Genomic DNA, 14,546 nt, shown 5'->3' with positions numbered 1-14,546 from the left:
CATGTTTTTAATAATTAAATATCATCACAGTATTTCCAGCCTTTATTTGTTTTAGTGAATACGAGTTTTTTTACCCAAAACTGATTTGGATTTTTTGTAGATAAAATTGCGAAAGGAGTAACATCAGAAGCTTGAAAGTTTACTTTTACCTCTGCCTTATTCATTGAAGGTATTTCATATACTTCCATTATTTTTTCAACCTCATACTTGAAAGAATTTATGGTAGCAAATCTTCCATTTTCTGGAGCTTGATGTACATATTCTATAGCTTTAGCTGTTAAGGCAACCTCAAAGATTTTTCGTTTATTCCATCCTTTAATTACCTCTTTAATAAGTGTGAGTTCTATAAAACCTTGATCAGCCAGTTTTTTGTAATTGTTTAGTAATTCGTCGTTGATTTCACGAAACGTAACTTCTCCAAGGTTAACGTTTACGAAACGTTGTTCTGGATTCTTTTCAAGACATCTGTTAATTATTGATTTTGCTTTTGAATCTGAAAGTTTATCGGAATTGCATCCCATTAGAAATATGAGTAAAAGAAATAATAAGAGTTTTTTTATCATTGTTATGTTTCTTTAGAGTTAGTAATGATTATAAGTACTGATATAAAATGCTGAAATGGACTACAACAATTTTGAACTATGGTTATCCGTAATTTTATGATACATGTAATGATTTTCAATATTATTTATTATATATCGCTATGGCAATCAGGATTTTTCCTTAAATTATGATACTTTGCTAAAAATGGGTAAGAGATATTTTCTAACTTAGAAAAATGAAAAACACTTTAGTAGAAAGTGGTAACGGTATAAGGCAACTGTTTTATTTAGTTTTCTGCTTATTTACTGTAACTATATTGAATGCCCAATACAAGTCTCCTTTAGAAATATTAGTAGAAAAGGGAGACTCTTTATTGTTGACGTCAAAATATGAACGCGCACTAAAAATTTACAAGGAAGCGCTGTCTATTACAAAAAATAGAGGGGAAAAGGAGAATATAGCCCTCATTTACAAAAAGCTCGGGTTTTTGGCAGATCAAACAAAGAATTATAATGAAGCAGAAGGATATTATCAAAAAAGTATTAAACAGGATTCTATTTCCTTAGTTGCAGCAGACTGTTTTCATAATATTGCCTTGATTAAAAGAAAGATACACCAAAAGGATAGTGTTTTGTATTACCTAGACAAATCGGTTCTTATTTACGAACAAGATTTAGCTGCCCCAGGTGAAGCTGCTGGGAATGTTTTTATGAATGCAGGAAGAATTTATAAGGCTAGGCAGAAATATCAAACTTCTCTAGGTTATTTGTTAAAAGCCTATCAAAAATTTAGTCAATCAGGTAATTATAAGAAGTTGGCAGCTACCTGTAATGCTATAGCTAGTATACATAATGAATTAGGAAATACTAATAAGGCGTTTCAGTTTTATTATGAATCATTAGGTTTACGACAAAAAATTCAAGATACCTTAGGTATTTCTAGGAGTTATAACAATCTTGCCAATGCTTTTAAAAAGGCAAAGCAGATTGATTCTGCAATTGTTTATTACAGAAAATCTTTAGCATTGAAGCGAACAGATAGTAAATCAACTGCTACAAGCTTTCATAATCTAGGAGTTTCGTATTATATGAATGAACAAAAAGACTCAGCAGCAACTTACTACAATCAATCACTTACCATTCATAAAACTTTTAAAGATTCTTTATCTATGGTTAATAATTACAATGAATTAGCATTGATTTCATTGGATAAAAATAAACTTAAAACGGCTTATCGTTATTTAGACTCCATAGATAAATTAATTAAAAACATATCTTCTAGAACAGCTATTTATCGTTATTATGAAATAAAGTCATCGTATTATTTAAAAATAAATAACTATAGAAAAGCCTATGAATTTCATAAAAAGTATAGCGATTTGTATAAGTCTGTTTTTTCTAAAGATCAAGCAGAAGTAGTTCAAAATCTTCAAGAACGTTTTGAGAGCAAACAACGCCAGAATGAGAATTTGCAACTTTCTCTTTTAAACCAAGAAAAACAAGCAATCATTGATACTCAAGAAGCTAAATTGAAACTTAATAAACTACTGGTTTTTATTTTGAGTCTCTTATTGTTGTTGCTGCTAGTTGGTTATTTTTTATTGAGACAACGTCAAATTACTTTTAAACAAAAGCAAAAAATAGAAAAAATGAATGCTATTTTTAAAGGGCAGGAATTTATAAAAAGAAGTATAGGCAAAGATTTACATGATATAATCACTACAAATTTTGATGGCTTACGATTAAAAATTCTGGCTTTACCAAATGCTAAAGATATAGGCAATTTGTCAAATAGAATTGCAAATGAAATAAAAGCTGTCAATTCTGAAATACGTTTGATTTCTCACAGACTTTCTCCTTTAGATGATAAAATTAAGCGCTATTCCCTTACCACTATTATTAACTCCCAATTGTCAGAATTTCAAATGTACCGGAAGGTTTTTGTTCATTTAGAAACGGAGATTCCTGCTGTTTTAAACGATTTAGATCTAGAATCACAAACCAATTTTTATGGTATTTTATTAGAGGCTTTGAATAATATTGAAAAGCATTCAAAAGCAACAGAGGTAGAAGTTTGTTTTATGGTAGACAATCTTAATTATTTCCATATGAAAATTGAAGATAATGGTATTGGTGTTAAAAAAGAAAATAGTGAAGGTGTAGGAGTATTAAACATGAAACAAAGAGCAGAACTATTAAATGGTAAATGCATCATTAAATCATCTCAAAAGGGCACTATGTTACATTTATCATTCCCAATAGAAAATAAATAGTATGGAGCAAAAGATAACAGTTTTAATAGTAGATGATTCTATCATTTTCTCTCAAGGGCTTCAAGTATTGTTAGAGCAACATAAAAAGGTTGCCAAAGTCAAAATTTCCCATGGTTATACAAGTGCTATGGATAAATTGAGAACCCATAAGATTGACATCATTATTTTGGATCTTAATTTCAATGACGCGGATTACGATGGATTTATCATAGCGAAGAAAGTAAGACAACTATATCCTGCTATTAGAATAATGATTCTTACACAACATGCACAAATAGATCATTATGAAACCTTAGTAAAACAATTTAAAGTGAATGCTTATTTGGATAAACAACTAGGAGTTGAAGAAACATTTACAGCCGTGAATGCTGTTTTGGCTGGTAAAACATATGTAGATAAGAATATAGCAGAAATGCTTTCTATTGGACGTTTTTTAGCTATTTCAAAAAGGGAAAGAGAGGTTATTAATATGCTGTCCGCTGGATATATTCAAAAAGAGATAGGAACTAAACTTTTTATTTCGCCCAAAACGGTGGAAACTCATATTAGAAATCTTTGCACAAAGTTAAAAGCAAAAAATTCGAATGAATTGGTGTCTATGTATGTAAAATATCGCAGTGCAAATAGAGAGAATTATGACAAAACAACGCCGCCTTTTAAACAATTGTAGAATAAGGAAAAGCATGCCCGGTTAACCAGGCATGCATATTAAACAATGTTATTGAAATTCACATACCTTGATAACAATACCATTGGGATCTAAATCCTCATCTTCATCTTCGATGGGTTCCGGGTCAGATGGGGGATCTGTTGCTATTTGCTCAGAAGCATAAGATGTGTAACCATCATCCTGATTTGTGCAGGATGCAAAAAGGACTAACGAAAAAATGATAATAATAATTAATTTGGCATTTTTTTTCATAATGACATGATTTTAATTTGCTCCTTGGCCGGTTGCTAGCAAACCGAATGCAGAGCGTTAGAGATTAATTTCACGTCATGTACAAGACTAAATTTGAAGTTCTGTGTTCCGGATGAACTTCAAATCTGATGTAAACTTAAGTTGATGGGCGATTTTAAAAAATGAGGTTGTCAAGACATGTCTTGACAGGAATTTAAATAACTATAAATCAATTATTTATGAGTCATACTAAAGAAGAGGTTTATTTGATTTTTTTTCTAGCACATTGGTTAAAAACCAATTACTTTAAGAAAAAAGGTAAAATTACTATTGCAGAAATGGAGAGTTTAGCTAAAGAAATTAATGAGAACCCTAAGTTCCTTGATAATGAAAAGGATAGGGGTATTAGCTATAGGGTGATTGACAGGCTTCTTAAATTTCAAGAATTCAAGCCTAAAAACCTAGACTCTGGCAAGCTAAACAAGATTACTCGTTTTATGATGAATAATACTATCGCAGATTTTAGAAGTGTAGCGTTTAGAAATAATATTAGCGAAGAGGTAAAAAGTTTTAAAAGAACTCATGTAAGTATGTTACAGGATTTCTTTGAAATGTTTAAAAGCTGTAAACTAAATACATTAAATAAAGAGGATGAAGAACGATATAATTTCAATGTAGAGCAGGTTAATGAGATTATAAGGAAGCACAAAAAAACTGAGAATGGCAAAGACGACAATAACAAACTGGAAAAAATAGAAATGCTGATAGAATCTTTGGAAAGAAAAATAGATGTTTTGAGTGAAAAGGGTATAAAATCAGTTTTATCCGAAAAGCAGATTCAAGAACTGGGAGGTTATTTAAATATTTGGAGTGAAGAAAAACTGGAAAGCATTTATAGGGATACCTTACATAATGAATTAAGCATACAACATCAAAAACTGGAAAAAGCTATTAGGTTGAATAGGTACTTAGGGGGTTTAGGACTTTTGTTTATAGGTGTAGATAATTCTCAAGGGTTTTCAGATGCTTTATTTAAGAAATTTGAGAAACAGTTGAGCAGAGTATTTAGTGAAGAATATTCAGATGAAATTCTTATAATGAGTGGAGATCAGAAGGAGGGGGAAGACGATGCAAATAATGATGATTCAGACCCCTTGAAGGAAAACTAATTATTCCCAGTTTCCAGTTAAAGCAAACATGCCCCAATGATAAAAATGAGATTTACCAGGTCTCTGCATTAAGGAGATCATCGCTTTTTGTAATGCAATTACTTTTGGAGTTTCTTTGGCAAGTTCTATATAAAATATAGCAAAAAATTCCTGAGAGTCGCTGTCATCCACAGGCCATAAACCAGATAGTATAGAGGAGCTTCCTGCAGACAAAAAAGCAGTAGTGAGCCCTGATAATTCATCACCTTTATGGTTTTTTTGCAACGCAGTATCACAAGAGGCAAGAACAATGAGAGATGCTTCTATTTGATGATTTATAATTTCATGAGCGGTGAGTAATTCGCCTTTATAAAATCGTATTCCAGATTGAAACCCGTTATTAGATTCAAAAAGACCATGACCGGCAAAGTGAATGATGGAAGCCTGTTTCAAACTTTTTTTGAACTTGGCTTTAGTCGCTTTTTTACCTGTAAACTCATAAGCCTTTAATATGTTTGCAATTTCAGCAGCTTCTTTACGGGATTTTGGTAAATTTTCTTCTGGATCTCCAAAAACATAAGCTGTTTCAAGAATTTTTTTTCGAGAATTTTTAGATTGGAGATACTCCCAACTAGTTAGGCTATTATTATAACATACAGGATTTCTTTTTATTAAAGGAACTCCATTGATGTGAAGTACATGTAAAGGTAAATTCTGCAGAAAAGAATGTGGGATAATACAAATAATATCTTCTGGTTCTGTCCATTTTTGCAAGGGTTCAATAAGTTTACTGTACTTTATCCAGAGTTCATCATTAAAAGGGATATAGCTATAAGAAGCAAGTTTCATCCTAAAAGTCTCCAAATCTTCTTGGAGCTTAAAACCTGAAATATTTATTTTTTCAACTAAAGGTTCTATTAAGTCAGCATGAATACCTAAGGTATAAATAGTATTTCCATGGATATGAAAGTATAAAAAGAAAAGCTTTCTTTCTTTAAGCCGAGAATTATTATACTTAAGCTCTTTTTTTATTAGGTTAAAGTCTGGAACCTGTAGAAGTTTTCTCTTTGCATAAGAAGTTGTATCACTATCCTTAAGCATTTGTTTGTATACATCATCAAGCTCATTCTTTACCTGCTTTTGAATCTTTATCGTAATTGATTTTTGTAAAATTTTTAATAACCGTAATTCCTTTTGAATAAGAGAGTGTTCTATAAGATTATTGGGTGGTTTAATATGATTTGCTATAAGCGAAACTAATGCTTTAACACGGGTTCTTTCTAACCAATAGATTCCTTTTTGTAATTGCTCTGTGACCCTAAAAAACTGGAATCCAGAATCAATCAATTGATTCATATCTTTTTTTAATGAAATAATAGATTCTAAGACTTCCGAGCTTTCACCTAAACTGTTTTTAGCCAGTATAGTTTCGTATGTTTCTAACGTGTCCATATAAAGTTCACTTGCTTTTTTGATAAACTGTTCTTTGAGATGTTTTGATATTAATTTATGAACTATAGGTTCGGCATAGGATAAAGTAATCATAAATTGAAAACTCTTGATAAATTCAATAAGATTACTGGAGGACAGAATAGGAATAGCCTTGGAAAATACATTTCGGGCTTTTTCATACAAATCTAGATTTTGAGAACTTCTGGCCTGCGTTAGCAATAAAAGACCAACACGGTGTTCATTCATTACAAACTCATAAAGGTTATTCGCCTCTATAAAATGTGTAGAAGCAATGGCTAAACTTTTATTGGCATCCTGTAGTAGATTCATTTTGTAAAGAGCCTCTCCATATGCTTGAAACACTTTGCCTCTTAGTGTATTGCGGTTGGGAATCCAGAATTCGGTATTCAATATGAGATCTGATTTTTTCAGATCTTGAATGGTATTCTCATCTAGTAATGATTTTTTCTGTTTAAGTTTTAATAAAACAGTATTGGTGAACCTATTAATTCGTTGTTTAATTTCATCTTCTCTAGATTTAAGATCTTTAAAGATATTGATAGTAATAGCTTGATTTTTACCAGTTAAATTATTTTCAAGGAGGGCTTTAAAATTATATAATTGAGCTATCAGGATAGACTTCTTGACCCCATTAAGGGTACCAATATAAGAATCAATTGTTTTAACAAGAGACCGATTGTCTATTTGTAACTTTGATCTGCTATTAACTATAAGTGTTAGAAAATGAATCTTATTTGCCTCTGTTCTAATTTCTTGTAGTCTTTCAGATAAAACTTTCTCGCTTATGTAATAATCTCCATTTGCAAAGTACTGATGCGCTTCATAGAGGGTTTCTACTTCTTTTTCAAGGGGTGTTTTTAGTTTTTTAAAAGGCAAATTAATGTTCGCATTAAAGTTGGCTAGAGTTTCTGTTTGTGCTCTGTTTTCTAACCATTTTGCCACATTGTTTTGATGGGTATAGGCATCTTGCTCATGTCCTAATTTCCATAAAAGAGGAATGCTGGTTTCTAACCATTTAATTCCTTCTATGAGTTCTAAACCTAGTAAATGATTACCATAAATGGCATAGAGTGATGCTTCTGCCGGGAAATACCCATGATCTTTGAGATCTTTGATTAAATCCTCTATGAAATCTGGAAGTTTTTCGGGAAAATTAATTCCGTGTACATAGGTTGTTTTTAAACGCAGTTCAATTTCTTTTAATTCAATTGAGACATATTGTATGGGTTTTAACGTTTTTTTTAGTTCTGGCAGTATTTCATGTATAAGATCAAGTGCTCCTTTCATATCCGGTATTGGTGAGCTTGCTCTTGAATTTATCAATGTTCTCAAAAAATCAATGGAATCTTCTGGGGTACAATGAGATTTGAAATTCTGATATGTTGATATCCCTTCTTCTAAAATGAGTTCTTTTTCATCAGCATCTATTAGACCTGTGGTAAGAAGCGCAAGTTTAACCTTTGTTTGAAATGTCTTTATATGAAAAATTGATGATGCGTGGGAATCAGCTTTTAAAAGTATATCTGATTCTTTTAACATTTGGATGGCTAAAGAACGTTGAAGTCCACTTGAGATAAACTCATAGAATGTTTTAGATAATCTAGCTCTTATTTGAGTGTTTGTATCCGATGATTTTTTTAGAAGTAAAAGCGTTCTTTCAACTTCTTTCCAATTTCCAGAATTGTTATAAACCTTTATCGCTAGGAACGATAAATTTTCAGAAGCGTTTTCTCTAATTAGCTCAAACTCTTTAATGAAACTTCTATAATCTCCGGTTGAATAAAGATGGTAAAAGGTTAAAAACTCAGATGTTTTAGTCATTTCGTTTTGTTATAAATATCTGAGGGATTTCTGAAAGTTTTGAAAGCTCTTCAAGTTTCCGTTTAAAATCTTCATCTGAGAGATTAAATGAAATACGTGTTTTTGAATTTGGTGTCTCCACAATGATATATCCTTCTGGTTTAGAAAGCTTGTTTTTTTTACGAAGATTACGAACCATATGAATAGTTTGGTTTGCAATAGCTGGACCTCTTAAAATAGCACTTACTATTGCAGCAATTACAACTGGGTTCAAATCATTTCTTGTGTCTCCTTCACCAGAAATTAAGTTTGTTTTCGTTTTTTCGTTTTCCAGTGAATTTTTAATTTCATCTTTAGTTAGATAATCACTGATAATCAAAAAACTGGTGGTACTATTATGTGATGTTTTTTCCATATTTAAAGATAAGAATAAACTAATTTTAAGATCATAAGAATAGTACTGGTTTTCCCTTAAATTCAATGAATTAGAACATTTCACTGTATTTTTTAGTAACTTCCTTGAATAAAAGAATCATTCATTTAAACTTTTTCTATCTCAAATGATGACATTTCATAAATTTGGTTATACACTATAAAAACCATGAGGCAAGCGGCATTTTTATTTTTCTTCTTAGGGAGTATCTGTTCTATATTTTCACAAGAAATTACCCAAGAAAAAATCCAGGAGATTATTGAAAACTACAAAACAAGTTTTGATGAGGTAATGGTCTTAAAAGACTGCGGACATGAATTGGATATTCCTATTATGTGGACTAAAAATTTTGAGAATCGCACATTAGACGCAATGCTCTCTATTTCCGATGCAGAACGTAAGACTATGGGGAAGAAGATCTTTGGAGATATGAACCGCAAGCGAACCATAGTTCCCAATCATTGGGCAAAAAATGATATCGCCACCATTCTTAGTAAGATTACTGCCAACTTGGAGAATAGTGCCACGGTTTACAAGCTAAATATTATAAAATCTGAAGAAATAAATGCGTTCGCTACCATGGGAGGATATGTATACCTCACTACGGGGCTACTGGATTTTGTAGATTCTTATGATGAATTAGCATTTATAATAGGTCATGAAGTAGCTCACGAAGAGAAACTACATACCCAAAGAAAAGTCACCAAATTGTTGGTTTCCTCTAATCTTTTAAGCTTAGTTAAGCTAGACGATTTTAAAAAAATTGCGCTGAATATCAATGCGACACTTTCTGCTCCTTTTGATCAAATTGATGAATATGAGGCAGACAAATATGGTGTAGAATTGGCAAAGAAAGCTGGTTATAAACCCTCAAAATTTGGAGACTTCTTCAATAAACTTGCTAAATACGAAAACAAGACCTTGCTAAATAAACTCAAATCTACACACCCCTTTGCTGAAGATCGTAAGAACTGCATTGAAGAATACATCACTAACTAAAACGTATGTATCTAAAAACACAGCATATAAAGATTCTTCTCAAAAATGCAGAAGTATTAACTATTGGTCGTAAAGGCCACGGGGCCAATGTAGAGATAGACGATTCTTCTGCTTCCCGAAAACATGCCGAAATTAGAAAGGATACTGAAAAGATTTTTATTAGGGATTTAGAAAGTCTTAATGGAACCTATGTAAACGGAAAAAAGATCAAGCCAGGAGAATGGATTGAAATTCAGCAAACAGATCAAGTAAAAATTGTTTCAGAAATAATTCGTTTTCTTGAAAAAGAGGAGAGTTCTTTAAATGATAAGGCGAAAATTGAACGCAATAAAAATAAAATAAAAAAACCGTCATCAGAGAATTTTCAAGATTTTATTGAACAAAAGCAAGTAGTTTATGTAGGTAGAATGTCATCAAACGAATTGGTGTTAAACGACCCTACCGTATCTAGAAGGCATGCAAAAATCAGTTTTGAAAACGGTGGTTACTGGATAGAAGATTTAGGCTCTACCAATAAAACGCAAATAAATGGTAAAGAACTTAAAACCAAAACCCGCTTAAAGGAAAGCGATGTGGTCACCATTTCCTTTTATGCAATCAATCTGCTTACAGGTCTTACCAATTTGCGCGAACAAGAAAATGCCATTAAAGCAATTGGCATTGAGAAAAAATATCCCAATAATAAAATTGGCTTGCGGTCTATGTCGCTTGAAATTCCCCATTCCACCTTTGCCGCTTTAATGGGCCCTTCCGGTTGCGGAAAATCTACCTTACTCAAGTGTCTTAATGGAGATAATCCGGCAACTTCAGGAGAAGTGCTCATTCATGGATTGTCTTTAACTGAGAACTTTAACCTCATTAAAAAGAAAATAGGGTATGTGCCTCAAGACGATATAATTCATAAAGAACTTACTGTTTATAAAACCCTGTATTACGCTGCCAAATTGCGTTTGCCAGATGATACTTCAGATAAGGAAATCGATAGGCGAATTAAAAAAGTGATCCAAAGCTTGAATCTAGATCAGGACAAAGAAAAAGACATACGAAAAAGTAAGGTTTCAGATTTGTCTGGAGGGCAACGAAAGCGGGTTTCTATAGCAGTTGAAATGCTAACAGAACCCACCATTCTTTTTCTAGATGAACCTACTTCACCTTTAGACCCAGAAACTATTGATAATTTTCTAAGCAGTCTAAGAAATTTAGCCAAACAGGGTACTACCATAGTGATGGTAACTCATAAACCAGAAGATTTGAATTATGTAGATCAGGTTATATTTTTGGGTGTTCAGGGGCATCTTACTTATAAAGGCCCTGCCGCTTTAATGACAACTCATTTTGACACAGATTCTATTGTACAGGTTTATAGTAAGATGAGTGATCCCATATTCGTTTCCAAGTATTATCAAAAACCTCCAGAAATTACTTTTGAAAGTAAACATGTTAAAGAACTTCAAAGAGATAAACCCGACTCCTGGTTCTTGCAGCTTTATTGGCTTACCATGCGTTATTTTAGTATTAAGCGTAATGATGTAGAAAACCTATTATTACTTTTAGCACAGCCAGTAATTATAGCATGCCTTTTATGCTTGGTTTTTAATGAAATGAGCACAGGTGTACTCTTTTTGATGGCTATTTCAGGCATTTGGTTTGGTGTGAGTAATGCAGCAAAAGAAATAGTAGGAGAACTCTCTGTATACCGGAGAGAACGAATGTATAATTTGAATATTAATGCTTACATTTTCTCTAAGGGGTTGGTACTGTCTTTAATCGCTTTGGTACAAACCTTAATTTTTGTGAGTATTATTTACCTCAATTTTAAATTCAATAGTACTTCTGGTTATCCTGAAACCTATTTACATGGTTTTTTCCCGAGCGTTGTCTTTATGTTTTATATTTCTTTTTCAGCAACCTTGTTAGGGTTGTTCCTGTCCTCTTATTTTACGAGTACAGAAAAGGTAATGACGGTTGTTCCTATTGCTTTAATGCCACAAATTATGCTGGCAGGAGTCATGAATAAAATAGACAATACGCTGGTAGAGCTTTTAAGTTTTACCACACTTGGCAGGTGGGGTACGGAGGGATTTGCCCGTATTCAAGATAAATATTTTCCGGATCAAGAAAATATTCAAAGTGTTTTATATCCAATGCCAACTCCCAATGGGCAAACCGAATTGGTAGGTGGAAGCGCAATGACAAGGCTAGATTTATACAATACAAAATTAATAGATGAAGGCACACTTATAGGAAGTATGTTTGACAGTATAGAGGCAAACCTTTTGGTTATAATGGCAATTAACCTCATCATCTATAGTTTGATTTACATTTCATTAAAAAGAAAAGACCGAATTTAAAACAGACTCATGAAAACAAAGTTTACATTTATTATATCATTTCTTCTGCTTGTGTCTTGCCAGAAAAAAAAGCCTGAGTTTTTGGGTATTGATTCGGTTGTGATTAGCGGATTGAAAGTAGATACACTGTTAATTGATATAAATTATAGTATCTACAATCCAAATACCGTAGGCACCAAGCTCAGACAATCTGGAATGAAAGTTTATTATAAAGACACCTTGGTAGGCAACGGGTATTTGTATAAGGAGATCAAACTTCCAGCATCAGACACAGTATCCCTTCCGGTGAGATGTGAGATTGAGTTGGCCACCTTAAGCCATTACTATCCGGAATTGATTTCAAAGGACTCTTCTGTATTCACTTTAAAAGGCAATGGAAAGGTAGATTTTTTTATGAATTCTTTTAATATCGCTATTAACGATCAAATCACTCTAAATACACAAGAGATTATCCGTAAAGAAATTCATAAAAGACTTAGCGGAGGTGGAAATTTTAAGTTGAAAGAAATTTCAATTCAAAAGGTGCCCTCTTTTAATGAAACAGAAATGAATGTGACCATTGCAGTAAATAACACACTGCCTTTTGAATATACTTTAGAGCAAATGCACCTTAACTTTTATGGAAACGGCAGTAACAATAAATTAGGTTCCTGGAATTTAAATACACCAGTTCAACAGGCAGCTCAAACACAAACCAATATTCCTGTAGTTGCTAAAATGCATAATTTGAGTTTATTAAAGCAAGGAGTTTTTGCAGTATTATCTGCTAAAAAAGAAAATATGAAGGTAAAAGGTACCGCTATAATTACCATAAAGGGTCATGCATTTGCCATACCCATAGAAGAATCTATGCCCATAGATTTTAGCTTGTTATCAGGATTTTAATATGACAGACCAAGAAATAATAGAACAACTAAACAAAGGGAATGAACAGTACTTGAAATATCTGTACGAACATTTAGATATGGTAAAAGGCTGGATTTTAAAAAACAGTGGTAATGAAGAAGACGCCTTAGATATTTTTCAGGAAGCAATTATTGTTTTTTACCGAAGACTAAAGGGCGGTTCTTATGAAGCTAAAAGTAAAATAAGCACCTATTTGTTTGCAATTTGTAAGCGGCAATGGTACAATCAATTAAATCGTAGATTAAAATATGAGAAACCAGGTGGATCGGTAGTAAATATAGACCGAAGGCAGGAAGATTTCAATCCTGAAATCACTCGTAGAATCCCTACGCTTAAAAAGTATATGGAGCGGGCACTTGAAAAATTAGGAGAACCCTGTAAGTCCTTAATAGTGGCATCTGTATGCCTGAAGCTTAAAATGCAGGAAATTGCAGAACAGTTCAATTATTCCGATGCACATTCGGCAAGGCAGCAGAAGTTGCGGTGTATGAAAAAACTAAGAAGTTATGTGTCTTACGAAGAGGTAATCAGATTGCAATAAAATCATGGAAGAAGATTTAGAACATATAGACCTGATTGATAAGTACCTCAATGATGTGCTCAGTGAAGACGAACAACTCACGTTTGAAAAGTTAACAAAAAAGAGTCCGTCATTTAGAAGAGATTTGGAGGCATATCAACAAATATATAAGGGGCTTGAAGCTACAAAAGAGGATGGTTTAAAAGCACGGCTTCCTAAATATTATGAAGCGTTTAAGCAAGACAAAAAACAAAAAGACAGAAGAGGTAAAGTAAGGCAGTTGGTTCTAGTGGGAATTAGTATAGCAGCTATAGTTGTTTTGGGCTGGTTTCTTATTTTCAATCAGGAAGATCAAAACTCTTTTCCTATTGTTCAGCCAGATGATTTACCTCCAAAAATTGAAAATAAAGACTCCATAAAAAGAGAAGAGCTTAAAAAAATAAAAAAGAATAAAGATCCATTAGTAGAAAAACCAAAAGATACAATTACCAAAAGTACCTTTCCAAAAGCTGAGGAAACAGTGCTATCGCTTGGTGGAATGATACCGTTGGCAAAAGACAATGTAAAATCGGTGATATATCCATCAATGCTATCTTATATCTTTAATGGGAAACAGCTTCAACTTTACGGTGATCCGCTTATTCCTGCTTTGCGCATTAAAGTAGGACGTACCACTAAAGGAGCTTATGTTTTACAACTAAAAAACGATTACTATTCTATTGAAATAAATGAACAGAAAACACCACTAAGACCATCTAATCTAAATTTTATACCTGGTACAACACCGCAAGAAGAAATAGAGATCGTTATTAAAGATATCAGAGAGGAATCTAATAGGTTATCTAATTTAAAAGTGTTTGTTAAGAAAGAAAAAGAAGCTGGAGTTTTCTATCGATTTGAAAAGCAAGAAGACAAAACAGTATTAGCCATAAATGGTGATCTTAACATGAAAAGCACCTTGGTTTGGCAATTGGATTATAAAGGGAAGAGCACTTACTACCTGCAATTGGAAGATAAGCTGTATCAACTTTTTGAAGATTCCACAGAATTCATACCACTAATTCCCCTAGACTTACTAAAAAGTGATAAAACCAAACTTTTTAGAAACCGCACTCCTATAAAAAAACAACTGATTATATGGGAGTAGTATGATGAGAAATAAAATGCTTTTTTAATGATGACATAAAGAGTTTTCTGTTA

12 protein-coding genes are annotated in these 14,546 nt (G+C 32.6%); 8 read left to right on the top strand and 4 right to left on the bottom strand.

Annotated features, from left to right (window positions below; translation table 11 throughout):
- Positions 1–14: 14 nt before the first annotated feature.
- Positions 15–563: a hypothetical protein gene (locus tag WBG07_RS10010; protein ID WP_340200856.1), complete on the bottom strand. Its 549-nt coding sequence runs from the start codon at positions 561–563 to the stop codon at positions 15–17.
- A gap of 215 nt (positions 564–778) precedes the next feature.
- Between WBG07_RS10010 and WBG07_RS10005 the strand changes: the two genes are divergently transcribed.
- Complete coding sequence (locus WBG07_RS10005; RefSeq protein WP_340200855.1) at positions 779–2,815, top strand: tetratricopeptide repeat-containing sensor histidine kinase; 2,037 nt, start codon at positions 779–781, stop codon at positions 2,813–2,815.
- A 1-nt stretch (position 2,816) separates the two neighbouring features.
- Entirely contained in the window at positions 2,817–3,485 is a 669-nt protein-coding gene (locus WBG07_RS10000; RefSeq protein ID WP_340200853.1) for a response regulator transcription factor, read from the top strand.
- A 48-nt stretch (positions 3,486–3,533) separates the two neighbouring features.
- Here WBG07_RS10000 and WBG07_RS09995 read toward each other — a convergent pair whose 3' ends face one another.
- Positions 3,534–3,737 (bottom strand): hypothetical protein, encoded by a 204-nt coding sequence (locus WBG07_RS09995; RefSeq protein WP_340200851.1) that lies wholly within the window; start codon positions 3,735–3,737, stop codon positions 3,534–3,536.
- A gap of 218 nt (positions 3,738–3,955) precedes the next feature.
- On the opposite strand from WBG07_RS09995, the gene WBG07_RS09990 reads away from it, so the two are divergent.
- Positions 3,956–4,885: a hypothetical protein gene (locus WBG07_RS09990; protein ID WP_340200850.1), complete on the top strand. Its 930-nt coding sequence runs from the start codon at positions 3,956–3,958 to the stop codon at positions 4,883–4,885.
- On the opposite strand, the gene WBG07_RS09985 is transcribed toward WBG07_RS09990, so the two are convergent.
- Together WBG07_RS09985 and WBG07_RS09980 are read right to left on the bottom strand one after the other, a co-directional pair.
- On the bottom strand, positions 4,886–8,158 hold the full coding sequence (locus tag WBG07_RS09985; protein ID WP_340200849.1) for a CHAT domain-containing protein: 3,273 nt from the start codon (positions 8,156–8,158) through the stop codon (positions 4,886–4,888).
- Positions 8,151–8,552: a hypothetical protein gene (locus WBG07_RS09980; RefSeq protein ID WP_340200847.1), complete on the bottom strand. Its 402-nt coding sequence runs from the start codon at positions 8,550–8,552 to the stop codon at positions 8,151–8,153. The genes WBG07_RS09985 and WBG07_RS09980 overlap by 8 nt, the downstream gene beginning before the upstream one ends.
- A gap of 186 nt (positions 8,553–8,738) precedes the next feature.
- Between WBG07_RS09980 and WBG07_RS09975 the strand changes: the two genes are divergently transcribed.
- From WBG07_RS09975 to WBG07_RS09955, 5 genes are read left to right on the top strand one after another with little or no spacing between them, the layout of a single operon-like run.
- The gene (locus WBG07_RS09975) at positions 8,739–9,569 is read left to right on the top strand and encodes a M48 family metallopeptidase (protein WP_340200845.1); all 831 of its coding nucleotides are present in this window, start codon (positions 8,739–8,741) and stop codon (positions 9,567–9,569) included.
- 5 nt (positions 9,570–9,574) lie between these two features.
- Positions 9,575–11,920, top strand: a complete 2,346-nt coding sequence (locus tag WBG07_RS09970) for an FHA domain-containing protein (RefSeq protein WP_340200844.1) — start codon at positions 9,575–9,577, stop codon at positions 11,918–11,920.
- A gap of 9 nt (positions 11,921–11,929) precedes the next feature.
- Positions 11,930–12,805 carry an LEA type 2 family protein gene (locus tag WBG07_RS09965; RefSeq protein ID WP_340200842.1) on the top strand — a complete coding sequence of 292 codons (876 nt, stop codon included), beginning with the start codon at positions 11,930–11,932 and terminating at the stop codon, positions 12,803–12,805.
- Position 12,806: 1 nt separating this feature from the next.
- A complete protein-coding gene (locus WBG07_RS09960; RefSeq protein ID WP_340200841.1) occupies positions 12,807–13,367 on the top strand; it encodes an RNA polymerase sigma factor in 561 nt (186 codons plus the stop codon).
- A gap of 4 nt (positions 13,368–13,371) precedes the next feature.
- Positions 13,372–14,493, top strand: coding sequence for a hypothetical protein (locus WBG07_RS09955; RefSeq protein WP_340200840.1), 1,122 nt, complete (start codon positions 13,372–13,374; stop codon positions 14,491–14,493).
- Positions 14,494–14,546: the final 53 nt, after the last annotated feature.

Source organism: Ascidiimonas meishanensis, assembly GCF_037782385.1.
Lineage (GTDB): Bacteria > Bacteroidota > Bacteroidia > Flavobacteriales > Flavobacteriaceae > Ascidiimonas > Ascidiimonas meishanensis.
Note: the sequence above shows the minus strand (reverse complement) of the source record. Positions and strands in the feature narration are given on the sequence as shown.